The organism is Janibacter terrae (genome assembly GCF_039636765.1).
Taxonomy (GTDB): domain Bacteria; phylum Actinomycetota; class Actinomycetes; order Actinomycetales; family Dermatophilaceae; genus Janibacter; species Janibacter terrae.
This window is the reverse complement of the sequence record NZ_CP144167.1, coordinates 1,735,126-1,759,880: the sequence shown is the minus strand read 5'-3', so window position 1 is coordinate 1,759,880 and position 24,755 is coordinate 1,735,126. Positions and strand designations below refer to the sequence as shown.

The following is a 24,755-nucleotide window of genomic DNA, read 5'->3' as shown; positions in this document are numbered from 1 at the left end:
CGCTCACTCTCCCTGCAGGTACCGGTCCACCGCCGCGGCGAAGGCGTCGCCGCGTGCTCCGTAGTTGTCGAACATGTCCATGGACGCGGCCGCCGGAGCCAGCAGCACCACGTCGCCGGGCTGCGCGAGCTCTCCCGCGTGCCGGACCACGAGGTCCATCGCCCCAGTGTCGGCCGCGGCGATGTCGATCACCGGGACATCCGGCGCGTGTCGGGCGAGCGCCTCGGCGATCTGGTCGCGGTCGCGACCGATGAGCACGACGGCCCGCAGCCGATCGGCCGCGGCGGCGACGAGCTCGTCGACGTCGGCCCCCTTGAGCAGTCCGCCGGCGACCCAGACCACCCGCTCGTACGAGGTCAGGCTGGCCCGGGCGGCGTGCGGGTTGGTCGCCTTGGAGTCGTCGACCCAGTGGACCCCGCCGGCCGTCGCCACGTGCGCGATGCGGTGCGGCTCGGGTCGCCACCGGCGCAGCCCGTCGCGCACGGCGACGGCCGGGACGCCGTGGGCGCGGGCCAGCGCGGCGGCGGCCAGGGCGTTGGCGACGAGGTGCGGCGCGACGCTCGGGGCGTCCCCCTGCACGTCGGCGAGGCTGCCGAGCTCGGCGGCGGAGGTGGCCCGGTCCTCGACGAAGGCCCGGTCGGCGAGGACGTCCTCGACGAGCCCGAGCATCGACGGGCCGGGGGTGCCGAGGGTGAACCCGATGGCCCGGCAGCCTTCGACGACGTCGGCCTCCTCGACGAGCCGTCGGGTGACCGGGTCCTGCTCGTTGTAGACGCAGGCGACCTCGGCGTTGGCGTAGACCTTGCCCTTGGCCCGCGTGTACTCCTCGAGCGACCCGTGCCAGTCGAGGTGGTCCGGCGCGATGTTGAGGCACGCCGCGGCCTGCGGACGCAGGGAGTCGCTCCAGTGCAGCTGGAAGCTCGACAGCTCGACGGCGATGACGTCGTAGGGCTGCGGGTCCTGCACGAGGTCGAGGACGGGCGTACCGACGTTGCCGGCGCTCGCGGCGCGCAGGCCGGCAGCCCGCAGCATCGAGGTGAGCATCTGCACGGTCGTCGTCTTGCCGTTGGTGCCGGTGACGAGCAGCCAGGGGGCTCCCCCTTCGCGCGGACGCATGCGCCACGCCAGCTCGACGTCGCCCCAGATCGGGATGCCGTCTGCCGCCGCCGCCGCGAGGAGCGGCTGGTGCGGCGGCCACCCCGGTGAGGTGACGACGAGGTCGATCTCGTCCGCAGGGACGGGCAGGGACTGCTCGGCGCCCTCGCCGAGGTGCAGCTCGGCGTCCAGGACCTCGAGGATCTGCGCGCGCTGCCCCATGGGCGTGCCCTCGACGGGCGCCGTGCCGTCGACGACCCGCACGTGCGCGCCGTGCTGGAGCAACGCGTCGGCGGCGGCGAACCCGGAGACGCCGAGCCCGGTGACGAGCACGCGCAGCCCGGCCCAGTCGGCCTCGGCGCAGGTCAGCGTCGCCAGCCGCTCGGCACGACCAGCGGTCACGGTGCCCCCACGACCCACTCGGCGTAGAAGATCGCCAGGCCGATGGCCACGAAGAGGCCCGCGATGATCCAGAAGCGGATGACGATCGTGACCTCCTGCCAGCCGAGCAGCTCGAAGTGGTGCTGCAGCGGCGCCATCCGGAAGACACGCTTGCCGGTGGACTTGAAGGAGGCGACCTGGATGATCACCGAGAGGGTGATCGTGACGAAGAGACCGCCGAGGATGATGATGAGCAGCTGGGTGCGCGAGAGGATCGCCAGCCCGGCGAGGGCGCCGCCGAGGGCGAGCGAGCCGGTGTCCCCCATGAAGATCTTGGCCGGCGAGGCGTTCCACCAGAGGAAGCCGAAGCAGGCTCCCGTCGCGGCGGCGGCGACGACCGCGAGGTCGAGCGGGTCGCGCACGTCGTAGCACTTGCTGACCGGGTCGACCTGGCAGTTCTGGTTGAACTGCCAGATCGAGATGACGACGTAGGCCGCGAAGACCATGACGGAGGAGCCGGTCGCGAGGCCGTCGAGCCCGTCGGTGAGGTTCACGCCGTTGGAGGTGCCGGCGATCATCAGGTTGCTCCACAGGATGAACAGGATCAGCCCGACGATCGGTCCGGCGAAGTACAGGTCGAGGTTGGTGTCGCGCACGAAGGAGATGTGCTCCGACGCCGGGTAGCGCTTGGCCTCGTTGGGGAACTGCATGGCGAGCACGGCGAAGGAGACGCCGACGAAGGTCTGGCCGAGCAGCTTTTCCCGCGACTTCAGCCCGAGGCTGCGCTGCTTGCTGATCTTGATGTAGTCGTCCGCGAAACCGACCGCGCCCAGACCCACCATGAGGTAGAGCACGAGGACGCCGCTGGCCGTCGGGGACTCCCACACGGCGAGGTGCGCGACGGCGTACGCCGCGACGGTCGCCAGGATGATGATGGCGCCACCCATCGTCGGCGTGCCCCGCTTGGTGTGGTGCGACGTCGGACCGTCGTCCCGGATGAACTGGCCGTACCCCTGCTTGACGAGGTACTTGATGAACATCGGCGTCCCCAGGAGGGCGACGACGAGTGACACGACAGAAGCGATCACCACCGCCTTCACGTGCGGGCCTCCCTCTGGACGATCCGGTCTCCGAGCCACCGTAGCCCGGCATCTCGACTCGATTTGAAGAGGACGACGTCGGGCGCGACGAGCTCCTCGGCCAGCACCGCCTCCGCGGCGCCGGCGTCGGGCACGACCCGCACGCGGATGTCCCGGTCAGCATTGTCCTCCGCGCCGGTCGCGATCGCAGCAGCGGACGCGCCGACGACGAGGATCTCGTCGATGCCGAGGGCGGCGGCCTCACGACCGACGCGCGCGTGCAGCTCGTCGGAGGCCTCGCCGAGCTCGAGCATCGCGCCGAGCACGGCCCACCGGCGCCCGGTCGTCGCCATGGTGGCCAGGCTGCCGAGCGCGGCGGCCATCGAGTCGGGGTTGGCGTTGTAGGCGTCGTTGACGACGACGACCCCGTCCTCGCGACGGGTCACCTCCATGCGCCAGCGGCTCATCGGCCGGGCGGCCGCCAGCGCGGGCACGATCTGCTCGAGCGTCATCCCGGCGGCGTGCGCGGCGGCGATGACGGCCAGCGCGTTGCCGACGTGGTGGCGCCCGACGAGCGCGAGCTCCACGCGGGCGGTGCCGAAGGGGGCGGTGACGGTGAACGAGGCCGCTCCGGCGTCGTCGACGGAGACGTCGGTGGCCCGGACCTCGGCCCGCTCGGACTCGCCGACGAGGAGGACCCGGGCCGAGGTCCGCGAGGCCATCGCCGCGACGAGGGGGTCGTCGGCGTTGAGCACCGCGACGCCGTCGTCGGGAAGGGAGGCGGGCAGCTCTCCCTTCGCCTGCGCGATCGCCTCGACGGAGCCGAACTCGCCGACGTGCGCGTGGCCGACGTTGAGGACGATGCCGATGCGCGGCGGAGCGATGCGGGTGAGGTACTCCACGTGACCGATCCCCCGGGCGCCCATCTCGACGACGAGGTGGCGGGTGCTCGGGGTGATCCGGCAGACCGTGAGGGGCACGCCGACCTCGGAGTTGTAGGAGCCGACCGGCGCGACGGTCTCGCCGTCGGCGGCCAGGACGCTCCCGAGGAGGTCCTTGGTGCTCGTCTTGCCCGAGGAGCCGGTGATCCCGATGACCGTGAGGTCGGGGCGGGAGTCGACGAGGTGCCGGGCGAGGGCCACGAAGGCCGCCTGCTCGTCCTGCACGACGACGCACGGCAGGCCGGCCACCTCCCGGGTCGTGAGCGCCGCGACCGCGCCGCGCTCGGCGGCACCGGCCACGAAGTCGTGCCCGTCGGCGCTCTCACCCACCCGCGCGACGTAGAGGCTGCCGGGACCGGCCTCGCGCGAGTCGGTGACGACGGGGCCGTCGACGATGAGGGTGCGGGCCGCCTCGGGCGCGCATCCGTGGAGGCGCCCGCCGGTGGTGTCGGCGACGGCGCCTAGGGTCATGGGGATCATCCGGTGGCGCTCCGGCTCTCGAGGGCGGCCCGCAGGACCGCCCGGTCGTCGTGGTCGCGGACCTCGCCGCGGACCTCCTGGCCCTGCTCGTGCCCCTTGCCGAGGACGGCGACGGTGGCGCCGGGACCCGACTCGTGGGCGATCTCGACGGCCCGCCGGATCGCGGCGACCCGCCCCTCGATGACCTCGAGGCGGGCGCGGGCGCGTGGCCACACGCCGGCGGCGACGGCCTCCCGGATGAGGGCGGGGTCCTCGTCCCGGGGGTTGTCGTCGGTGACGATGACGACGTCGGCGTGCGCGGCCGCGGCAGCCCCCATCCCGGGACGCTTGCCCGGGTCACGGCTGCCTCCGGCTCCGAGGACGACGACGAGCTGGCCGTTGGTCTGCGGACGCAGGGCGGCCAGGGCGGCCCCCACGGCGTCGGGGGTGTGCGCGAAGTCGACGACCGCGAGCGGCAGGTCCTCGCGCTCCGTGTCGGGGACGACGATCTCCATCCGGCCGGGCACCTCGGGGCGGGTGAGGACGGCGCGGGCGACGTCGTGGGGCTCGAGCCCGGCGGTGATCATCGCGATCGCCGCCATGGCGGTGTTGACGCGGTTGAAGTCCCCCGGGAGCGCGGACTCCAGGTGCAGCTCACCGACGGGTCCCGTGAGCGTCATCTGCGGCTGGCGTGGGTCCCCGCCGACGACCCAGTCGGCCTCGACGTCCAGGCGGGAGGTGACGGTCGTGACGGGGACCGCGGCGATGCCGGCCAGGCGCTGCCCCCACTCGTCGTCGATGCAGATGACCCCGTGCCGTGAGCGGGCGGGGGTGAAGAGGCCGGCCTTGGCCAGGAAGTACTCCTCCATCGTCCCGTGGAAGTCGAGGTGGTCCTGGCTGAGGTTGGTGAAGACCGCGACGTCGTAGACGACCTCGTCGACGCGGTGGAGGGTCAGGGCGTGGCTCGAGACCTCCATGACGCAGTCGTCGACTCCCCGCTCCCCCATGACCGCGAGCAGCGCGTGCAGGTCGGTGGTCTCGGGCGTGGTGCGCACGGACGTGATCCGCTCCTGGCCCACGCGGGTCTCGATGGTCCCGATGAGCCCGGTCGTGCGGCCGAGGACCTCGAGCGCGGAGACCGCGAGGTAGGCCGTCGTCGTCTTGCCGTTGGTGCCGGTGATGCCGTACATCGTGGGTCGACGCTGCGCGCTCTCGTAGACCGCCGCGGCGACCCGGCCGAGGACCTCGCGGGGCCGAGCCGTCTCGAGGACGGGCAGGTCGACCCCCTTCGCCTGGATGCGCGCCACGCCGTCGGGGTCGGTGAGGACGGCGACCGCCCCCGCCGCGACCGCCCGGTCGACGAAGTCGGCGCCGTGCGCGCGGGCCCCCGGCAGGGCCGCCCACAGGTCGCCCGGCCGCACGGTGGCGGTGTCGAGGGAGACCCCGGTGACGAGAGTGCCCATGTCCCCGTGGGCAGGGCGGGCCACGCGGTCACCGATGACGTCGGCGACTGCGTGCAGGCTCAGCGGGGTGACCCGCGCGGGGCGAGGGAAAGACACGGTCTGCGACCCTACCCGCCGCTCGGTGCACCACGGTCGCGCAGCAGGCCCGGGGTGTCGGCGCTCGGCTTCTTGGCCAGCGTGGTGCGCACCTTGGGTGCCTTTGCGTCCTGGGGCGTCGGGGGGACCTGCTCCTTCTGCAGGGCGTAGGTCATGACGTCCTTGAAGACCGGGGCGGCCACGACGCCGCCGTAGTACCCCTTGATCGGGCGCTGGAGGATCACCGAGACGACGAGCTGGGGGTCGTCGGCGGGCGCGAACCCGATGAAGCTCGCGGTCTTGCCCGAGTACCCGCCGACCTGGGAGTCGTAGCGGTCGGCGGTGCCGGTCTTGCCCGCGACGCGGTAGCCCTTGATCTTCGCCTGGGGGGCGGTGCCCTGGTCGGAGACCACGCCCTCGAGCATCCGCGAGACCTGGTCAGCGGTCTTCTCCGAGACCGCGCGGGTGCGCTTGCCGGCCGGGGCGGGGTCCCAGCCGCCCTGCCCGTCACCGACCTCCTTGACGAAGGTGGGGTTGATCCGCACGCCGTCGTTGGCGATGGCCTGGAAGACGTTGGTCACCTGCACGGCGGTCGTCGAGACGCCCTGGCCGTAGGTGATCGTGTAGCGCTGCGAGCCGTTCCACGTCTCGGCCTTGGGCAGGAGGCCGGCGGACTCCCCGGGGAACCCGGAGCCGCTCGTGCGCCCGTAGCCGAACTTGCGCAGGTACTCCTCGAGCGTCCTCGGCGACATCGTCTCGCCGATGAGCATCGTCCCGGTGTTGCTCGACTCGGCGAGGGCGCCGGCGACCGTGCGGTACTCGTCGGGGTGGGGGTGGCTGTCGCTCAGCGTCCGGTTACCGCGCTCGAGCGAGTACGGCAAGATCATCGGCGTCTCCGGGGTGATCTCGCCCTCCTCCAGCCCCGCCGCGACGGTGATGATCTTGGAGGTCGACCCGGGCTCGAAGACGTCGCTGAAGGCGAGGTTGGAGTAGACGCCCTTGCCGTCACTGATGTTGTTGGGGTCGAAGGTCGGGTACGACGCCAGCGCGACGAGCTCGCCGGAGTCGACGCGCTGCACGACGACGGTGCCGGAGAGGGCGTTGGTCTCCTTGACCTTGTCCGCCAGCGCGTTCTGCGCGTACCACTGCACGTCGTTGTCGATCGTCAGCCGCACGTCCTTGCCGGACGTGGCCGAGCTGACCTCGTCGGAGGCGTTGGGCAGGCGGGAGCCGTCCTGGGCGATCTCGTAGGTCGACTGGCCGGGCGTGCCCTTGAGCAGGTCGTCGAGCTGCAGCTCGAGGCCGCCGCCGGCCGTCTGGTCCTGCGGCTGGACGAACCCGACGAGCGAGGCGACCGTCGTCGACTGCGGGTAGGTCCGCTGCGAGGAGCGCTCGGAGTAGATGCCGGGGATGCCCAGGGCGTTGATCTTGCGCCAGGCGAGCGGCGAGATGTTCTTGGCGAGCACCCGGTAGCGCAGGTCACCGGTGAGCTTGGGCGTGAGCTCGGCGACGTCGCTGCCGAGGGGCCCGGCGAGGTCCTCGGCCGCACCCTGGACGCCGACGGTGGTGAGCGAGCCGTCGACCCTCTTCTCGTACTCGGGCACGGCCGTCTGGTCGACGATGACCGTGCGTCGCTCCTGGCTCTGCGCGAGGACGGTGTCGTTGGCGTCGTAGATCGTGCCGCGGTGCGCGGGGATCGCCTCGGTCTGGGTGCGCTGACGCAGGGCGGCGGCCGCGACGGCATCGGAGTCGAAGCCCTGGATGCGCAGCAGCTGGGCCGCGAAGAGGCTGAGTACGACGAGGGTGCCGAGGGTGAGAGCGCGCATGCGGGCGCGCGGGTTGCCGCCGGGCGGGACCGCTGCCGCGGACGAAGGGCGTGGAGCGCGCGGGGGGCGGGGTGGACGCGGGGGCGGGGCGGAGCCGGGGCGCCGGGCCGGGGAGCTCGCCGGTCGCCTCGTCGCCGTCTTCTTGGCAGCCGTCTGCTTGGCGGCGGTCTTCTTCGCGACCGTCTTCTTCGCGGGGGGACGCTGGGCCGGGGGTCGGCGTCGGCTCACCTCTGGCCCCTCTCCTCGTCGTGCGGTCGTGCGTGCGGTCGTGCGGTCAGCGACGCCCCGGTCAGCGACTGGTCGGTGCGGAGACCGTCTCCTTCGAGCGCTCGTCCGCGGTCACCGTCGCCGCTGCGTCCACGGTAAAACCGTCGGGCTTCTTGGCGACCGACGCCACGCCGAGGATCTGCCCCTTGTCGGGGTCGATGAAGGCGGCGCTGCCGGCCGGCACCATCCCGAGCTCACCGGCGCGGGTCGCGAGGCGCTGGGGCGCCGAGCGGTCGTTGACCGTCTGCGCGAGGGAGTCCTCGGTGTCGGCGAGCGCGGCGGAGCGGGCCTCCATGGCGGACACCTCGAAGGAGTCCTGCGCCATGAGCGTGTTGAGGCCGAGGACCGCGCCGAGCCCGGCGAGGAGCAGGGCGACGCAGGCGACGGGGAACCACGGCGACCCGGCCCGGTCAGCCGGGGTGACGACGTGGAGGGAGGCGCGCTCGCGGCGGGCGGGCGCGCGGCGCGCGACGGTCGTGGCGACGGACGACTGGCTCATCTGTGGGTGCCTTTCGGTCGGCGTGGAGGTCTGATGCGCTCGGCGCCGCGCAGGCGGACCGAGGCGGAGCGGGGGTTGGTGGCGAGCTCCTGCTCGCCGGGGGTGAGCGCGCCGCGCGTCAGCAGGCGCAGCTCGGGCGCGTGCTCGGGCGGCTCGATCGGCAGGTCGGCGGGTGCGCTCGAGGTGGCTCCGGCGGCGAGCCCGCGCTTGGTGATCCGGTCCTCGAGGGAGTGGAAGGACAGGACGACGAGGCGACCGCCGACCGCGAGCCGCTCGAGGGCGACCGGCAGCGCCGCGGCCCAGCCGGCGAGCTCCTGGTTGACCTCGATGCGCAGCGCCTGGAAGGTCCGCTTGGCCGGGTGCCCGCCGCCGCGCTGCGAGGCCATGGGGATCGTCGCGCGGAGCAGCTCGACGAGCCGTCCGGACCGGTCGAAGGGAGCGGCCTCCCGCTCCCGGACGATCGCCCCGGCGATCTTGCGGGCGAAGCGCTCCTCGCCGAACTCGGAGAGCACCCGCGACAGCTCCCGCGCGTCGTACGTGTTGAGCACCTCGGCCGCGGTGATGCCGGTCGTCGGGTCCATCCGCATGTCGAGCGGTGCGTCGTGCGCGTAGGCGAAGCCGCGCTCGGTCTCGTCCAGCTGGAGCGAGGAGACCCCGAGGTCGAAGAAGGCCGAGGTGACGCCTCCGATCCCGAGGTCGTCGAGCACCTCGCCGATCTCGTCGTTGACGGCGTGCACGAGCGTGGCCCGCTCACCGAACCGCGCGAGCCGCTCCCCCGCGAGGCGCAGCGCCTGCGGGTCGCGGTCGATGCCGATGAGGCGCACCTGCGGGTCGGCCTGCAGGACCGCCTCAGCGTGGCCGCCCATGCCGAGGGTGCCGTCGACGTGGATCGCGCCCGGCTGCGAGAGCGCGGGCGCGAGGAGCTCGAGGACCTCGTCGAGCATGACGGGGACGTGGCGGGAGGCCGCGTCGCGGTCGGGCTCGGTGCCGGGGTGCTCCACGGTGCTCCCTTCGTGCTGGTGGTGGGTGGTGGGTGGTCCCCGGTCCGGTGTGCTGCTGCCACCTGGTCCCCATCCGGGACGTTCCGGCCCGGGGGAAGTCGGGTCGGCGCCGTCACGGCTGGAGGCCGGGTGGCAGCTGCGTCACATGAGTCCGGGGATCACTTCCTCGGACTGGTCGGCGAAGGCCTGCTCGGTGCTGGCGAGGTAGTCGTTCCACGCGGCGGTGTCCCAGACCTCGACGCGGGACCCGGTGCCGATGACCGTGCAGTCGCGGTCGAGGCCGGCGTACTGGCGCAGCGCGGCCGGCACGGTGACGCGGCCCTGCTTGTCGGGGATCTCGTCGCTGGCGCCGGAGAGGAAGACGCGCATGTAGTCCCGCGCGGCCTTGCTGGAGGTGGGCGCCTCTTGGAACTTCTGCGTGATCTTCGTGAACTCGTCCATCGGGAAGACGTAGAGGCACCGCTCCTGGCCACGGGTCATGACGAGACCGCCGGCGAGCTTGTCGCGGAACTTCGCCGGGAGGAAGAGCCGGCCCTTGTCGTCGAGCTTCGGGGTGTGGGTACCGAGAAACAACGCGGCCACCTCCCCTTCGTGTCGACCCTCATGGCTCCCTGCCCTTCCTTGTTCCACCACTTTACTCCACTGGGACCGAAAACACACCCTCCACGGGCCGTGGATCGCGAGCTGGACCCTGGGTTTTGCCTGAGAAATAGGGGGTGGTGCAAAGTGGGGCGATTTTCACGCCAGGTACCGGCGAAGGGCGTCCCTCCCGGCCCCCCTTCGTCCTCGAGGAGCGTCGTGCCGCCGGATCGTGGAGTCGGGGGCACCGCGCGACGTAGGGTCGGGAGCACATCGGAGTGGCGTGGGGCGGCGGACGTCGTCCCGGATCGGAGTCGTGGTGACACTCAGCAGGGAAGGCGTCCCCTCGGCGCCTGCGCCCCCGAGCGCACTCGACCAGGTCCGCGCGGTCGGCCGCGAGCTCGCCGAGGCGATGAACGCCGTCATCGAGGGCAAGCCGGAGGTCGTCGACACCGCCGTCACCGTGCTGCTGGCCGAGGGCCACCTGCTCATCGAGGACGTGCCCGGGGTCGGCAAGACGATGCTGGCGAAGACCCTGGCCCGCAGCATCGACGCGTCGGTGCGCCGGGTGCAGTTCACGCCGGACCTGCTGCCGAGCGACATCACCGGCGTGAGCATCTTCAACCAGGACCAGCGCGAGTTCGAGTTCCGTCCCGGCGCGGTCTTCGCCAACGTGGTCGTCGGTGACGAGATCAACCGCGCCTCACCCAAGGCGCAGTCGGCCCTCCTGGAGTGCATGGAGGAGGCGCAGGTGACCGTCGACGGGCACACCTACGCGCTGCCCCACCCCTTCATCATCATGGCGACGCAGAACCCCGTGGAGATGGAGGGCACCTACCCCCTCCCGGAGGCGCAGCGCGACCGGTTCATGGCCCGGCTGTCGATGGGCTACCCCACCGCCGGCTCCGAGGTCGCGATGCTCGACCACCACGGCGCGCGCTCGCCGCTGCAGGACCTGCGTCCGGTGACCGATGCCGCGACCATCAGCCGCCTCGTCGCCGCGGTGCGCACGGTCCACGCCTCGAGCGCGGTGCGCCAGTACGTCGTCGACATCGCGACGGCCACACGCACCAGCTCGCTCGTGCGCCTCGGCGCCTCCCCGCGCGCCACCCTCCACCTCCTGCGCGCCGGCCGGGCGCGCGCGGCGCTCAGCGGGCGCCACCACGTGCTGCCCGACGACATCCAGGCCCTGGCGCCGGTCGTCCTCGCGCACCGGCTGCTGCTGAGCAGCGAGGCGCAGCTCGCCCGACGGGAGCCCGCCGACATCGTCACCGAGCTCGTGCAACGCACCCGCGTGCCCGCCTCTCGGTGAGTGGGCACCGGTGACCGCGCGGGGCAAGGGCTTCCTCGGGGCCGGCGTGGTCGTCGGACTGTGCGGGCTCGTGCTCGGGCTGCACGACCTGACCAAGATCGGCGTCCTGCTGGCCCTGCTCCCCGCGCTCGCGCTGCTCCTCGACCGACGTGACCACGAGCTCGAGGTGACCCGCACCGTCGAGCCGACCCGGATCACCACCGACGGCCACGCCGACGTCACGGTGGAGGTGCGCAACGCCGGCCGGCTCCCGACCCCCCTCCTGCGCGGCGAGGAGCACCTGGCCTACGCGCTCGGCGACCGTCCCCGCCTGCTCATCGCCCTGCTCGAAGGGGGTGGCTCCCGCCGGGTGGGCTACCGCGTCCGCTCGCACGTGCGCGGACGCCACCAGATCGGGCCGCTCACCTTCCGGCTCGCCGACCCCTTCGGCCTCGTGACCCGGGCCGTGACGGTGCCGGGCACGACCTCGCTCGTCGTGCTCCCCCGGGTGCTGCCGCTCACGCCCGTGCGCGGGGTGCGCGCGGGCGGTGGCGGCGAGACCTCCGCCGCCTCACGCGTCTCGCTCCAGGGCGAGGACGACGTGGGCGTGCGGGAGTACCGCATCGGTGACGACCTGCGGCGCATCCACTGGCGCTCGACGGCCCGGACCGGGGAGACGATGGTCCGCCAGGACGAGCAGCCCTCGCGGCGGAGGGCGCTCGTCCTGCTCGACGACCGTGCGGTCGCGCACGCCGGTACGGGCAATGGCGGGTCCTTCGAGTGGTCGGTCACCGCGGTCGCGTCCATCGTCACGCTCCTGCTGTCCGAGCGCTTCGAGGTCCACCTGTGCCTGGCCTCCGACGAGGCCGGCGCGGTGCGCCCCCTCGAGGGGCTCGACCACGCGCTCGACGAGCTCGCCGCCGTGGAGCCGCGGGCGACGACCAGCCCACGGGGGCTCGTCGAGTCCCTCGACGACTTCATGCAGCACGGGGGCGGGCTCGTCATCGGGGTCGTCGGCGACCTCGGCGACGACATCGCCGACCTGTGCACGGCCCGCTCGCGCCACGGGCTCGCGCTCGTCATCGACCGCGGTGGGTTCCACTCCGGTGCTCGCGCTGAGGGAGCTGCGGTCTCGACTGTGCGCATCCTCGCCGGCGGGGGCTGGCACGCCGAGGTCGTCCGCCCCGGCGACGGCCTCCAGGACCAGTGGGCCCGCGTGACCGTCGGGCTGGGGGTCCGGGCATGAGGGGCGACCCGCGCGTCGTCGCCGGCCTCCTCGGCGCGGCGGCCGTCGTCGCGGTCACGCTCCCGCTCGGCGCGCTCTTCGAGGAGGCCACGTGGATGCCGCCGGCCGTCGCCGGGGTACTGGCCGTCGCGGGCAGCGGGATGCTGCTGCGCGCCCTCACCCCCAACGCGGGTCTGGTCATCGTCGGCCAGACGCTCGCCGCGACGCTCTACGTCCTGCTGACCCAGCTGCGCGACACCCTCTACGCCGGGCTCCTGCCCACCCCCGAGACGCTCGCCGCCCTGACCGACCACGTCGCCGACGCGCAGCGGACGGTCACGACCTACGCCGCGCCGGCCCCGTCCACCCCGGGCATCGTCGTCATGCTCGTCGTCATCGTCGTGGTCGTGACCCTGGCGGTCGACATGTCGAGCGCCACCGCCGGGTCGCCGACGGTCGCGGGGCTCCCGCTCCTGTCCCTCTTCCTCGTCTCCGCCGCGAACTCCGGCGGGTCGCTGCACTGGGGCTGGTTCCTCGGGGGCGCCGGCCTCTGGCTCGCGATGGTCGTGCACCAGTCCGACCTCGACCTGCGGAGCTGGGCCACCTCGATCCCGCTCCTCGCTGAGGGCGACGGCCAGCAGTCCGCGACCCGCGCCCACCGCTGGCAGGCGGTCCGCCTCGGCGCGATCGCCATCGCCGGCGCCGTCGCCGTCACCACGGTCGTGCCGCACATGCCCACGCGCTTCGTGCTCGACGGGCTCGGTCGGCGCGGGACGGGCGTCGGCGACGGCACCGGCATCCGCCTGTCCACCCAGCTCGACCTCAAGCGCAGCCTCGAGTCGCCCAGCCAGGTCCCGGTCCTGCGCTACACGACCGACGACCCGACCCCGCAGCCGCTGCGGGTGGCGGTCGTGGAGGACTTCACCGACGGGTTCGGCCGGATGACCTCGCGCACCCGCCAGCCGCAGGAGGGCTTCGTCCCGCGCGATCCCCTGGCCGACCTGCCCGAGGGCGTCGCCCGCGACCGTCGCAATGTCATCGTCGAGGACAACAGCGTGTCCGCGCCGCAGCTGCCCCTGCCCGCGCTCGTCGACTCCGCCGACCTCGGCGGCATCGCGTGGTCGCTGGGGCGCGACGGCACCGCTCGCGTGCAGCGCACCCCCGGCACCTACTCCGCGTCCTTCACCGAGCTCGACCCCCAGGACGAGGACTTCCCCGCGGGCAGCACCCAGCTCGCCGACCCCGTCGACCCGACGGCCTACCGGGACGAGTACCTCACCCTCGACCCCGGGTCCTCCGTCGAGATCACCGAGCTCGCCGACTCGCTGACGACGCCGGGTGAGAGCGAGATCCGGGCCGCCCGGGCGATCCAGGAGTACCTGCGCGGGCCCGATTTCGACTACGACCTGGAGCTCCCCCCTTCGCCCCCGGGCCGGGACCCGGTCGTGCACTTCCTACGGACCAAGGTGGGCTACTGCCAGCAGTTCGCCACGACGATGACCCTGCTCGCCCGCGCCCGCGGCATCCCCGCGCGCGTCGTCGTCGGCTTCCTCCCCGGCTCCTCCCCCGACGGCCGGCAGCGGGTCGTGCGCGCCAGCGACGCCCACGCGTGGCCGGAGCTGTACTTCGAAGGCGTGGGCTGGGTGCGGTTCGAGCCAACGCCCGGGGCGCGCGCGGCCTCCGTCCCCGGCTACACGATCCAGACCTCCGAGACAGGCGACTCGACGGACAGCGCGACGTCCAGCTCGTCGACGACGAGCAGCTCGTCCGCCGCGGCCCAGCCCGGCGAGGAGGCGACGTCCGTCGACCCCACGGCGGTCGCGGACGAGGGCACCCCCCGGTGGGTGTGGTGGCTGCTCGGTCTCGCCGGACTCGCGCTGCTGCTCGCGATCGTGCCGGTCACGGCGCGGCTCTCCCGACGTCGCGGGCGCTCGCGCGCCGAGGACGACGCCGCCCGGGTCGAGCGGGAGTGGCAGGAGCTGGTCAGCCAGCTCGACGACCTCGGCATCCGGGCACCCGTGGGGTCCACCCCGCGGCAGGCCGGTGCCTGGCTCGGCCACCGCATGTCCCTCGAGCCACACGTGCAGGACCAGCTGGACCTCGTCGTGAGGACCCTGGAGACCGCGCGCTACGCCCCGGCCCGCAGCCAGCTGCCCGATGTGTCCCACGAGGTCGACGCGGTCGTCGGACGGGTCCGCTCCAGCCGTCAGCGCTCGGCCCAGGTGCGCTCGCTGCTGTGGCCCCAGGACGGCGTCGACACCTGGCGCGCGCTCGGCCGCGCCCTCTCGCGGCGCCTGACCCGGCGCCGCTGAGGGGTGGCGGTCAGTCGAGGTAGTCGCGCAGGACCTGCGAGCGGCTCGGGTGACGCAGCTTGCTCATGGTCTTGGACTCGATCTGGCGGATGCGCTCACGCGTCACGCCGTAGACCTTGCCGATCTCGTCGAGCGTCTTGGGCTGGCCGTCGGTCAGGCCGAAGCGCATGGAGACGACGCCGGCCTCCCGCTCGCTGAGCGTGTCCAGGACCGAGTGCAGCTGCTCCTGCAGGAGCGTGAAGCTCACGGCGTCGGCCGGTACGACCGCCTCGGAGTCCTCGATGAGGTCACCGAACTCGGAGTCACCGTCCTCGCCGAGCGGGGTGTGCAGCGAGATGGGCTCGCGACCGTACTTCTGGACCTCGACGACCTTCTCCGGCGTCATGTCCAGCTCCTTGGCCAGCTCCTCCGGGGTGGGCTCACGGCCCAGGTCCTGGAGCATCTGGCGCTGCACACGGGCGAGCTTGTTGATGACCTCGACCATGTGCACCGGGATGCGGATGGTGCGGGCCTGGTCGGCCATGGCGCGCGTGATGGCCTGGCGGATCCACCACGTCGCGTACGTCGAGAACTTGTAGCCCTTGGTGTAGTCGAACTTCTCGACCGCACGGATCAGGCCGAGGTTGCCCTCCTGGATGAGGTCGAGGAAGAGCATGCCGCGACCGGTGTAGCGCTTGGCGAGCGAGACGACGAGTCGCAGGTTGGCCTCGAGCAGGTGGTTCTTGGCGTTCTTGCCGTCCTGAGCGATCCACCACAGCTCGCGCTTGAACTTCATGTCGATCTTCTCGCCCGAGGCGAGCTTCTCCTCCGCGAACAGGCCGGCCTCGATGCGCTTGGCGAGCTCGACCTCCTGCTCGGCGTTGAGGAGGGCGACCTTGCCGATCTGCTTGAGGTAGTCCTTGACCGGGTCTGCGGTGGCACCGGCCGTCACGACCTGCTGCGCGGGAGCGTCGTCCTCGTCGTCGTTGCTGATCGTGAAACCGGACTTCTCGTCCTGCTCGGTCTCGGGCTTGGCCTTCGCCTGCGCCGGGTCCTCGCCGATGACCTCGTCCTCGTCGGGATCCGGCTCCTCGGCCGTGGTCGTCGTCGGGTTGGCGGCCTTGTTGGCGGCGGTCTTCTTCGCAGCGGTCTTCTTGGCGGCGGCCTTCTTCACCGGGGCCGCCGCCGCGGCAGCAGCCGCCTTGGGGGCGGCGGTCTTGGTGGTCGCCTTCTTCGCCGCGGTCTTCTTCACGGGCGCCGCGGTCTTCTTCACGGGTGCAGCGGCTTTCTTGGTCACCGCCTGCTTCGCGGGGGCCTTCTTCGCCGTCGTCTTCTTGGCGGACGTGGACTGTGGCACCTGAACCTCGATTCCTTGGTCGTCGAGCGCCCGCAGGACGACCCGCCCCCGGCTGGGGCTGATCTGCGCGTCGCCGAAGGCGGCCTGCAGCTCGTCACTGGTGATGGATCCGGTGGTGTGGCCCTTGCGGACCAGCTCCTGGAGCGATGGGTGCGAGAACTCCTTGGGGAGGGAGCCCTGCGCCCCGTCGGACCGTGGGGACACAGCAGTCACCAACAACCTTTCGTCACGGAAGAATCCGCCGGGACCTCCAAGGGGTGGCGTTCGTCCCTCGGGCTCCGACTCGCCCGGTCGCTGCGCGCTGGGCTCGTCACCATTATAAAACGCGGTGCGCCGAAATGCCGCAGCGGGCGCCCCGAAGGACGCCCGCTGGGTCGGTTGGTGCCGTGCGTGGCGGCTCAGCGCGCCTTGACGGCGAGCACGTCGCACGGCGCGTCGAGCAGCACCCGCTGGGCGTTGGAGCCGAGGATCAGCTTGCCGACCGGCGTGCGCTTGCGCAGGCCGATGATGATCAGGCTGGCGTCGGTCTCCTCGGCGACGACGATGAGGTCCTCGGCCGGCTCCTTGCCACGGACGAGCCCGCGGACCTCACCCTCGACGCCGGCCTCCTCGAGACGGGTCCGGACCTGCTTGAGGTCCTGCTCGTTCTTGCGTGCGGTGTCGCCGCTCATCCCCACACCCCCACGGTCGGAGTGGATGACGACGAGCGGCTCCTTGCGCAGGTGGCACTCCTCGAAGGCCCGCTCGAGAGCGGCCTCGCCCTCCTTGGTGGACACATACCCCACGACGATCGTCATCGATGCTCCTCAACAGATACTGGGTTCCTGAATGACCTGTGCCAGACGCTACACCGGCGGCGCGTGACGTGTCTCACTCACACGCGGCCGTGTCCCCGGCGAGCACGCGGCGGAGCAGCCCAGCGACCTGGTCGACCTCGGTGAGGAACCCGTCGTGGCCCACCCGGGAGGAGATCGTCGTCAGCTGCGCCCGTGGGTGCAGTCGCGCGAGCTCCTCCGAGAGGCGGGGCGGGTAGAGACGGTCGGAGTCCACCGGCGCGAGGACCAGGCGACCGGCGAAGGGGGCGAGCGCCGCCTCGACCCCGCCGCGCCCGCGACCCAGGTCGTGCGAGTTCATCGCCTCGGAGAGCACCGCGTACGAGTTGGCGTCGAAGCGACGCGCGAGCTTGCCGCCGTGGTGGTCGAGGTAGCTCTCCACGGCATAGCGCGGACGACCGCACTCCCCCGCCGGCTCGTCCTGCTCCCGGCGACCGAAGCGCTCGTGCAGCTCGATCTCGCTGCGGTAGGTCACGTGGGCGATGCGGCGGGCGATGCCGAGACCGACCTCAGGACCCTGCGGGTGGTCGTAGTAGTCGCCGTCGGCGAACCAGGGGTCGTTGCGGATCGCGAGGATCTGGGCCTGGCTCCAGCCGATCTGCTCCGCAGTCGCGTAGCCGCTCGTGGCCAGGGCGATGGCGGTACCGACCCGGTCGGGGTGACCGGCCGCCCACTCGAGGGTGCGCATGCCGCCCATCGAGCCGCCGATGACCGTGTGCCAGCGCTCGATGCCCAGCGCGTCGGCGAGCGCCGCCTCTGCCGCGACCTGGTCGCGGATCGTCAGCCGGGGGAAGCGCCCGCCCCACGGCCGGCCGTCCGCCGCGAGCGTCCCGGGACCGGTGCTGCCCTGGCAACCGCCGAGGACGTTGATCGCGACGACGAAGTACTCGTCGCTGTCCAGGGGTGCGCCGGACCCGATCAGGCCCGGCCACCACCCGTCGGTCGGGTGTCCCGGACCGGCCTGGCCCACGACGTGACTGTCGCCGGTGAGGGCGTGCTCGACGAGGACCGCGTTGTCCCGGGCCGGGTCGAGCTCGCCCCAGGTCTCGTAGGCGAGCACCACGTCGGGCAGGCGTTCGCCGGACTCGAGCGTGAGGTCCCCGATGCGCAGGAAGTGCCGGTCCCCCGGCTCGTCGCCGTCGCGCCACAGCGCGGTGTTGCTGGGGGGTGTGGTGGTGACGCTCATCGACGGTGCTCCCGGGGTCTCGCCTTGCCGCACCACTGCGATGCGACCCGGTCATCACCCGGGGCACCCCGTCACGAGGAGGGTTGCCGGCCAGCAAGCCGGGGCTTGACGCTGGCACTCATGACCTGGCGACAACCTTAACCACAGCGGCCCCACGGGATCGAGTCCGGTCCGGTGTCCGGACTAGGCCGCCGGGTGGCGCCCCGCGCGCGCGTCGGGCCCGAGGTCCCAGGGCCGCAGCCCGGCGGACAGCAGGTCGAGCATGAGACCGGCGAGCCGGTAGCCGGGCTCGATCTGCAGCGCGCGCTCGAGGCAGCTGCCGGCGATCGTGCCGTCCCCCATCCACCACGCGATGTGCGCCGTGCAGGTGAGCAGCGGGGGCGTGAGCTCCTCGGGCACGAGCCGCCCGAGCTCGGCGATGCGGGCGCGGACCGCGAGGACGTCCTCCTGGTGGCGACCGACGTCGACGGCAGCATCGGGCACGGACCCGGCGTCCGGGTCCACGAGGGCCCACGGGCAGCGCGCCAGCGCCGTGCGGGCGTGCTCGACGAGGGGGTCGCCGAAGGTGGCGAAGGGCACGGCTCCGGGGCAGAGGCCGCCGAGGAGCGCGTCACGCCAGTCGACGTCTTGCAGCGACGCGGAGAGGACGAGGAGCTCTGCGTCGCTGAGCTCGGCGACCGGGGTCGCGTCGGCGGAGGGGTCGAGCAGCCGCGCCCAGGTCCGGGCCACCTGCTGGTGCGCGAACTCCTCCTCGAGCGGGTTCACGGCGAGCGCGACCCGACGGGCCCTGGCCTCGTCGCGCTCCGGCAGCACGGCGTCGACCAGGTGCGCACGGCTCGGCAGCGGGCAGACCCCTGCCTCGACGAAGGTGGCGACGGCGGGCACGTCCTCGGGTCGGGGCAGCGGGATGCCGAGGCGACGCCTGGCCCGGGGCCCGCCTGCGGGGTAGCAGCGCCCGTCGCGGACCACGAGGTGCTCCTGCACCCGCAGCCCGGCCTCGCGGGCCGCGGCGGTCATCGCCGCGCGGAGGTGGCGGGACTCCCCTTCGTCCTCCTCGAAGGCCATGAGCAGGACTGCGGTGGCCCCCTCCCGCACCGCGATGGCGATGGCGTGCTCCGCGACGGCCCGGCAGGCCGCGGGCTCGGGCACGAGGTCGTGCCGCTGCAGCAGGCCGAGCCGGCGGCCGCGCATCACGGTCAGGCAGAGGGAGGGGCCCGGGTGGTACCCGAGCTGGTACGGGAGGATGACGGCGAGCTCGGCGGCGTCGCGAGGTCGGGCGATGTGGTCCATGCCGACGAATCTGGCGCCTGCAGAGGGTGCCAGCAGCGACCGGGCGGATCCTGTGGGAACCCGGACGTCAGGCAGGTGGTCTGCGGACGGTCAGTCGCGCACGACGTGCGAGCGGACCGTCGGGCCGGGCTCCCACTGCTGCTGCGGGGTCCACTGCTGGCGCCCGGACGCACCTGCGGCCACCGCCTGCTCCCAGGCGATGAAGTCCTCGGTCTCCCGCACCAGGGTCGTGGCGACCCAGCCGATGACCATGACGTCGTCGAGCAGGCCGAGGGCGAGGAGGAGGCCCTCCGGGACCACGTCGATCGGCGAGACGACGTAGCCGACACCGGCGAGCAGGAGCATCAGGCGACTGGACGACAGACCGGTGTACTGCCCCGCGCGGACCGCGCGGATCATCCGGGGGACGGCCCGCAGGCGGGTCCAGAGGCTGGGCCCGCCGGGCCGCGCCGCGCTGCGGACGGCGGAAGCGAGGTGGGTGGCGTTGCGGACGCGGCTGGTCGTGGCCATGTCGGTCTCCTGACGCTCAGGCGTGCCCGGTCCGGGCGCGCTCCGCTGGATCCAACGTAGCGCGCCCGGTCCGGATTCCCTCAGGTGCGCGGGCTCACTCGCGTGCGCCGACCGTCTCCCGGGGGGCGCCCTGGGTGATCTGGCCGTCGGCACGCAGCTCCCAGAACTGCGCACCCTCGATCCCGAGCTCACGCGGGTCGAACTGCGGGTCGATGCCCCGGGCCTTCTGCGCGCGGTAGTCCTTGAGCGCCTTCAGGGCCGGGACCTGGAGCAGCAGGATGCCCAGGATGTTGAGCCAGGCCATCGTGCCGACGCCGATGTCGCCGAGGCCCCACGCGGAGCCGGCCGTCGTCGTCGCCCCGTAGGCGGCCGAGACGAGGATCAACCCCTGCAGCGCCCGGATCATCCCGCGGCGCACGGTGGCGCTGCGGATCTTGCGGGTGAGGTAGGCGAGGTTGACCTCGGCCATGTAGTAGTACGCGACCATCGTCGTGAAGGCGAAGAAGACGAGCGCCAGGGCCACGAAGCTCGAGCCGATACCGGGCGCGAAGCTGTCCAGGCCCGCCTGCACGAAGCCCGGGCCGGGCTCGACGTCGGTCCCGATCGCTCCCTCGTAGAGCGTCGGTCCGGGGTAGCTCTCGCCCCTGAAGACCGAGTACATGTCGGTCGAGATGATGATGAAGGCCGTCGCGGTGCACACGAAGAGGGTGTCGATGTAGACGGCGAAGGCCTGGACGAAGCCCTGCTTCGCCGGGTGCGAGACCTCGGCGGCGGCGGCGTGGTGCGGGCCGGTGCCCTGGCCCGCCTCGTTGGAGTAGATGCCGCGCTGGACGCCCCACTTGACCGCCTGGCCGATGATCGCGCCGTAGACCGCGTGGCCGCCGAAGGCACCCGAGAAGATCTCGCTGAAGACGTGACCGATCTGGTCGGCGTTGACGAAGAAGACGACGAGGGCGAAGAGGATGTAGAGGATCGCCATCGGCGGCACGACGAAGGCGGCGAAGGTCGCGATGCGCTTGACGCCGCCGATGACGATGAAGGCCAGCGCGATGACGATGCCGATGGCCGTCACCCACGTCGGGACGCCCCACGCTGCATCGAGCGCCGAGGACATGCCGTTGGCCTGCACGCCGGGCAGGAAGAAGCTCATGGCGAAGACGGTGACGACGGCGAAGGTGACCGCGTAGACGAGCGAGAGCGTGCGCCACCGGTGGGCGTAGGCCTTCTCGAAGTAGTACGCCGGACCACCCCGGTACTCACCGGTGTCGGGGTCCTTCTCCTTGTAGATCTGGCCGAGGGTGCACTCGATGAAGGAGGTCGCCGCACCGAGGAAGGCGACCGTCCACATCCAGAAGACGGCACCCGGGCCGCCGAAGGCGATGGCGGTGGCGACGCCACCGATGTTGCCCATGCCGACGCGGTTGGCGAGGGACATCATCAGCGACTGGAAGGACGAGGTCCCGTCGACCGAGTCCTCTCCCTCCCGCAGCTGCTTGACCATGTCCGGGATCCCGAGGACCTGGACGAGGCGGGTGCGGATGGTGAAGTACAGGCCGGCCACGAGGCAGAGCCCGACGAGCGGGATCGACCAGATGAAGCCGTTGGCGCCGTCCACGAGTTCGGCGAAGGACATGGGGGCAACTCTCCGTTGAGCGGGTCAGGGGCCCGGCGGACGATACCGCCGGGCCCCCTGCGCGCGCACCTCGAGGTCGGTCAGCCGCGCGGCGGGAACTCCGTGCGCACGTGCTGGGCCAGCTGACGCATCAGCCACACGTCCATGCCGGCGCCGACGCCACCGCCGACGAGGGGGACCATCTTGCCGAAGCGCGAGAAGACGCCCTTGCCGGCCCGCGAGAGGATGCGGAAGCCGACGGCCTTGTTGACGACCATGAGCGCCGGTCCGGGCAGTCGCTGCGCGGCCAGGCCGGCGAGGCGCCCGGTCGGCGCGACCATGCCGGCCTTGGCGAGCAGGTCCTGCGCGTCGGCACCGACCAGGCTGAGCAGGACGGCCGAGCGGATCTCGGGCTGGGTCAGGTCGTAGCCGCGCACCCTGGCCACGGCCGCGGACATGCGGGTGGCGAGGACGTAGAAGCCGAAGATGTTGGCCGGCAGGGCGACCCACATCGTCGCGAACCCGCCGAGGTTGGTGAGGAAGCCGCTGGCGGCAGCCAGCTTGAGCGTGTCGCCGACGATCTCGTCGACGGCCTTGTCGGCGTCGCCGCCGTGCTCGGCCAGGGCCCGGTCGGCGACCGTGGCGGCGGAGTCGAAGGGCCCGCGTCCGTCGATGCCGGTGTCGAGCAGGTTCTCGACGAGCTTGAGGGTCGAGCCGCCCAGCGCGTCCTGGCTCGCGGGGTCGTGCGCCTGCTCGATCGCGGTGCGGGTGTCCTTGACCTTGGTGCGGCCGAGGCCCAGGCGGTCGGAGATGAATCCCATGTGACGTCCTCTCTGCGGGTGCAGCGGTGCTCTGTCCTGGACCGATCCTGTCATGCCGCGGGTAGCCTCACGCCTCGTGGGAGCGGAGCAGCCGGGAGCGCTCGTCGTCGGGGTCGACGGCGTGGGCGCCGTGCTGCCCCCGGACGGCCCGGCGGTGCTCGCGAGGGACCTCCCTTCGCTCCTGGCGGTGCTCTCCCCCGGCACGCGCTGGGTCACGTGGTCGGCCAGGGCGGTCGCCCCGCTCGTCGCCGCCGGTGCCGAGCTGGACCGCACGTGGGACCTCGCCGAGGTCCACCGCCTCGCGCACGGCGGGTGGTCGGCCGGGCCCGAGCGGGTGTGGGCCGCGGCGCACGGGTTGGACCCGCAGGCGGCTCCGAGCGCGCCGACGGGAGACCTCTTCGACCTCCTCGCCGACGAGGTGCCCTCGGAGCAGCTCGTCCTCGACGACGGGTACCTGCGCGCCGACGCGGTCACGGGCGCCTGGCTCACGACGCCGGAGCGCTGCGCGGCCTTCGCCGAGGCGGCCCGGCGGGTCGCCGCGATCCAGCGCGAAGGGATGGGCTCCCGTGGCCCTCGTGCCCTCGCCACCTCGCACGCCGAGTCCGCCGCGGCGGTGCTGTGCGTCGAGCTCGAGCGCGACGGCCTGCCGATCGACCGGGAGACGGCCCGACGGCTCGTGACCGACGCTGCCGGCCCGGAGCCGCAGACCCTCGAGGAGGAGCTCGCCGCCCGCACGAGACGCGACGCGCCGGTCCTCGCGGCCGTCCCGGGCACCGGGTCGGTCGACCTGCGCAACCCGGCCCAGGTCAAGGCGCTGCTCGCCCGCGCAGGGATCGACGTCCCCTCGACCCGCAAGTGGGTCCTCGAGGCACACGCGGCCACCCACCCGGTCGTGCCCGCGCTGCTCGAGTGGCGCAGGCGTGAGCGCATCGCGACGACCTACGGGTGGCGGTGGTTGCGCGAGCACGTCGGTCCGGACGACCGGCTGCGGGGCGCGTGGGCGGCGTGCGACGGCGCGGCCGGGCGGATGACCGCCCAGGCCGGCCTGCACAACCTGCCCGCCGAGCTGCGCCCGGCGGTGGTCGCGGCACCGGGTCACGTCTTCGTCCGCGCGGACCTCGGACAGGTCGAGCCGCGCGTCCTCGCGGCGGTCTCGCGGGACGAGGCCTTCGCTGCGGCGACGCGCGCCGCGGACCTCTACGCCCCCGTCGCCGAGCGGCTCGGGGTGGAGCGCCCGGTCGCCAAGGTCGCCGTGCTGGCCGCGATGTACGGGCAGCGGTCCGGGCCGGCCGCCGAGGCCCTCAAGGGGCTCGAGCGCGAGTACCCCGTCGCGATGGCGCACCTGCAGCGTGCCCAGGAGCGGGGGCGGCGGGGTGAGCCGGTGCGCACGTACGGGGGGCGCCTCGTGCGCACGGACCTCGGCGGGGGCGGCGACGACGTCGAGGGCCTCACCGGCGCCCGTGGCCGGTTCGCCCGCAACGCGGTGATCCAGGGCTCGGCAGCCGAGCTGTTCAAGGCGTGGGCGGCCACGGTGCGCGTGGCCGTGCGCCCCCTCGGCGGCCGGATCGTGCTCTGCCTGCACGACGAGCTGCTCGTGCACGTGCCGCAGGAGCATGCGGACGCCGCCGCGGCCGCGGTCGACGCCGCCCTCACCGACGCCGCCCGGCGATGGCTGGGCGGTGAGCAGGTGCGCTTCGTCGCCGACACCTCCGTGGTGCGGCGCTGGTCCGACGCGAAGGGCTAGTCGGCGTCGTCGACGGTGCGCAGGAAGTCCTCGAACTCCGCGCCCAGCTCGTCCGCGGAGGGCAGGTCCTGCCCCTCGCCCGCGAGCAGGCTCGGCCGCTCGAGACCACGCAGGTGGACGTCGTACTGGCGCTCCAGCGCCTGCACGGCCTCCTTGACCTCGTCGTTCTCGTCGATCTCGCGCTCGATCTGCATCAGGCCCTCGCGGGCGGCCTCGGCGAGGGCGTCGTTGGGCAGGTTGAGCCCGGTGCAGTCGACGATCGCGTTGAGCGCGGTGAGCGCGCCGTCGTGGAAGGTCGACTGGGCGAGGTAGTGCGGCACGTGGATGCTGAAGCCGACGGCGTCGCGCGAGGACTCCCCCAGCCGCATCTCGAGGAGCGCCGCGAGGGACGCGGGGACCTGCACGGTGCCGAAGACCGGCTTGTGGTCACCGATGAGCCGCTCGTCGGAGCCGTGGACGGTCATGCCGACCGGGCGGCTGTGCGGCACGGCCATCGGGATGCCGTGCGCGTGGACGACGAGCGAGATGCCGATCTCGTCCATGAGCGAGGTGACCGCCTCGACGACGGCCTCCCAGCGGTAGTCCGGCTCGGGCCCGGTGAGGAGGTAGTAGGTCTGCCCGTCCCGGTCGGTGAGGTGGTAGAGCAGGAGCGTGGGGTCGGCGTAGTCGGTGTACCGGTTGGCGTCGAAGGTGATGACGGGACGCCGGCTGCGGTAGTCGATGAGCGAGTCCACGTCGAAGGAGGCCACGACGGTCGGGCTGCTCGCCTCGAGCAGGTGGTCCACGAGCAGGCGCTGGGCCATGCCGGCGTCGAAGAAGCCGTCGAAGGCCACGATCATCGGCCCCGGCTGGAGCAGCGCGGGGTCGGCGTCGACCTCGTAGCGGTAGAGGCGCTCGGTCACGTCAGATCCTCTCGATCATCACGGATCA

The 24,755-nt window shown here is 72.8% G+C and carries 20 protein-coding genes and 1 riboswitch; of the genes, 4 read left to right on the top strand and 16 right to left on the bottom strand.

Going from position 1 to position 24,755, the window contains the following annotated elements:
* Positions 1 to 3: 3 nt before the first annotated feature.
* The 8 genes from murD to mraZ form a co-directional block, all read right to left on the bottom strand.
* Positions 4 to 1,497, bottom strand: coding sequence for a UDP-N-acetylmuramoyl-L-alanine--D-glutamate ligase (murD, locus tag V3C34_RS08640; protein ID WP_346006752.1), 1,494 nt, complete (start codon positions 1,495 to 1,497; stop codon positions 4 to 6).
* Positions 1,494 to 2,576, bottom strand: a complete 1,083-nt coding sequence (mraY, locus tag V3C34_RS08635) for a phospho-N-acetylmuramoyl-pentapeptide-transferase (RefSeq protein WP_338538330.1) — start codon at positions 2,574 to 2,576, stop codon at positions 1,494 to 1,496. Before mraY ends, murD begins: the two co-directional genes overlap by 4 nt.
* Positions 2,573 to 3,976: a UDP-N-acetylmuramoyl-tripeptide--D-alanyl-D-alanine ligase gene (locus tag V3C34_RS08630; RefSeq protein ID WP_346006751.1), complete on the bottom strand. Its 1,404-nt coding sequence runs from the start codon at positions 3,974 to 3,976 to the stop codon at positions 2,573 to 2,575. The genes mraY and V3C34_RS08630 overlap by 4 nt, the downstream gene beginning before the upstream one ends.
* Positions 3,973 to 5,514, bottom strand: coding sequence for a UDP-N-acetylmuramoyl-L-alanyl-D-glutamate--2,6-diaminopimelate ligase (locus V3C34_RS08625; RefSeq protein ID WP_346006750.1), 1,542 nt, complete (start codon positions 5,512 to 5,514; stop codon positions 3,973 to 3,975). Before V3C34_RS08625 ends, V3C34_RS08630 begins: the two co-directional genes overlap by 4 nt.
* Positions 5,515 to 5,525: 11 nt before the next feature.
* Positions 5,526 to 7,547 (bottom strand): penicillin-binding protein 2, encoded by a 2,022-nt coding sequence (locus V3C34_RS08620; protein WP_346006749.1) that lies wholly within the window; start codon positions 7,545 to 7,547, stop codon positions 5,526 to 5,528.
* Positions 7,548 to 7,608: 61 nt separating this feature from the next.
* Entirely contained in the window at positions 7,609 to 8,085 is a 477-nt protein-coding gene (locus tag V3C34_RS08615; RefSeq protein WP_068324959.1) for a hypothetical protein, read from the bottom strand.
* Positions 8,082 to 9,029, bottom strand: coding sequence for a 16S rRNA (cytosine(1402)-N(4))-methyltransferase RsmH (rsmH, locus tag V3C34_RS08610; RefSeq protein ID WP_068325476.1), 948 nt, complete (start codon positions 9,027 to 9,029; stop codon positions 8,082 to 8,084). The genes V3C34_RS08615 and rsmH overlap by 4 nt, the downstream gene beginning before the upstream one ends.
* 198 nt (positions 9,030 to 9,227) lie before the next feature.
* Positions 9,228 to 9,659, bottom strand: coding sequence for a division/cell wall cluster transcriptional repressor MraZ (gene mraZ / locus V3C34_RS08605; protein WP_068324960.1), 432 nt, complete (start codon positions 9,657 to 9,659; stop codon positions 9,228 to 9,230).
* Between the two features lie 325 nt (positions 9,660 to 9,984).
* Here mraZ and V3C34_RS08600 point away from each other — a divergent pair, with 325 nt between their 5' ends.
* Genes V3C34_RS08600 through V3C34_RS08590 form a run of 3 tightly spaced genes read left to right on the top strand, consistent with a single transcriptional unit; the run spans position 9,985 to position 14,493 of the window.
* Entirely contained in the window at positions 9,985 to 10,977 is a 993-nt protein-coding gene (locus tag V3C34_RS08600) for an AAA family ATPase (protein ID WP_068325478.1), read from the top strand.
* A 10-nt stretch (positions 10,978 to 10,987) separates the two neighbouring features.
* Entirely contained in the window at positions 10,988 to 12,202 is a 1,215-nt protein-coding gene (locus V3C34_RS08595; RefSeq protein WP_346006748.1) for a DUF58 domain-containing protein, read from the top strand.
* On the top strand, positions 12,199 to 14,493 hold the full coding sequence (locus tag V3C34_RS08590; RefSeq protein WP_346008541.1) for a DUF3488 and transglutaminase-like domain-containing protein: 2,295 nt from the start codon (positions 12,199 to 12,201) through the stop codon (positions 14,491 to 14,493). The genes V3C34_RS08595 and V3C34_RS08590 overlap by 4 nt, the downstream gene beginning before the upstream one ends.
* Before the next feature lie 10 nt (positions 14,494 to 14,503).
* Here V3C34_RS08590 and V3C34_RS08585 read toward each other — a convergent pair whose 3' ends face one another.
* The 7 genes from V3C34_RS08585 to V3C34_RS08555 all read right to left on the bottom strand — a co-directional run bounded on the left by V3C34_RS08585 (position 14,504) and on the right by V3C34_RS08555 (position 22,081).
* Positions 14,504 to 16,033: an RNA polymerase sigma factor gene (locus tag V3C34_RS08585; RefSeq protein WP_346008540.1), complete on the bottom strand. Its 1,530-nt coding sequence runs from the start codon at positions 16,031 to 16,033 to the stop codon at positions 14,504 to 14,506.
* Positions 16,034 to 16,227: 194 nt separating this feature from the next.
* Positions 16,228 to 16,626, bottom strand: coding sequence for a universal stress protein (locus V3C34_RS08580; protein WP_068422147.1), 399 nt, complete (start codon positions 16,624 to 16,626; stop codon positions 16,228 to 16,230).
* 73 nt (positions 16,627 to 16,699) lie between these two features.
* Positions 16,700 to 17,848, bottom strand: coding sequence for a homoserine O-acetyltransferase MetX (metX, locus tag V3C34_RS08575; RefSeq protein ID WP_346008539.1), 1,149 nt, complete (start codon positions 17,846 to 17,848; stop codon positions 16,700 to 16,702).
* Between the two features lie 15 nt (positions 17,849 to 17,863).
* Positions 17,864 to 17,974, bottom strand: a riboswitch (SAM riboswitch).
* Positions 17,975 to 18,031: 57 nt separating this feature from the next.
* Positions 18,032 to 19,138: a DUF4192 domain-containing protein gene (locus V3C34_RS08570; protein WP_346008538.1), complete on the bottom strand. Its 1,107-nt coding sequence runs from the start codon at positions 19,136 to 19,138 to the stop codon at positions 18,032 to 18,034.
* Positions 19,139 to 19,228: 90 nt separating this feature from the next.
* Positions 19,229 to 19,648, bottom strand: coding sequence for a YkvA family protein (locus tag V3C34_RS08565; RefSeq protein ID WP_068422152.1), 420 nt, complete (start codon positions 19,646 to 19,648; stop codon positions 19,229 to 19,231).
* Positions 19,649 to 19,742: 94 nt separating this feature from the next.
* Positions 19,743 to 21,281, bottom strand: coding sequence for an alanine/glycine:cation symporter family protein (locus V3C34_RS08560; protein WP_346008537.1), 1,539 nt, complete (start codon positions 21,279 to 21,281; stop codon positions 19,743 to 19,745).
* A gap of 80 nt (positions 21,282 to 21,361) precedes the next feature.
* Positions 21,362 to 22,081 carry a hypothetical protein gene (locus V3C34_RS08555; RefSeq protein ID WP_068324968.1) on the bottom strand — a complete coding sequence of 240 codons (720 nt, stop codon included), beginning with the start codon at positions 22,079 to 22,081 and terminating at the stop codon, positions 21,362 to 21,364.
* Between the two features lie 76 nt (positions 22,082 to 22,157).
* Between V3C34_RS08555 and V3C34_RS08550 the strand changes: the two genes are divergently transcribed.
* Complete coding sequence (locus V3C34_RS08550; RefSeq protein WP_346008536.1) at positions 22,158 to 23,825, top strand: DNA polymerase; 1,668 nt, start codon at positions 22,158 to 22,160, stop codon at positions 23,823 to 23,825.
* Here the strand turns inward: V3C34_RS08550 and V3C34_RS08545 are convergent.
* Positions 23,822 to 24,727 carry a PAC2 family protein gene (locus V3C34_RS08545; RefSeq protein ID WP_068422160.1) on the bottom strand — a complete coding sequence of 302 codons (906 nt, stop codon included), beginning with the start codon at positions 24,725 to 24,727 and terminating at the stop codon, positions 23,822 to 23,824. The genes V3C34_RS08550 and V3C34_RS08545 overlap by 4 nt on opposite strands.
* Between the last annotated feature and the right edge of the window lie 28 nt (positions 24,728 to 24,755).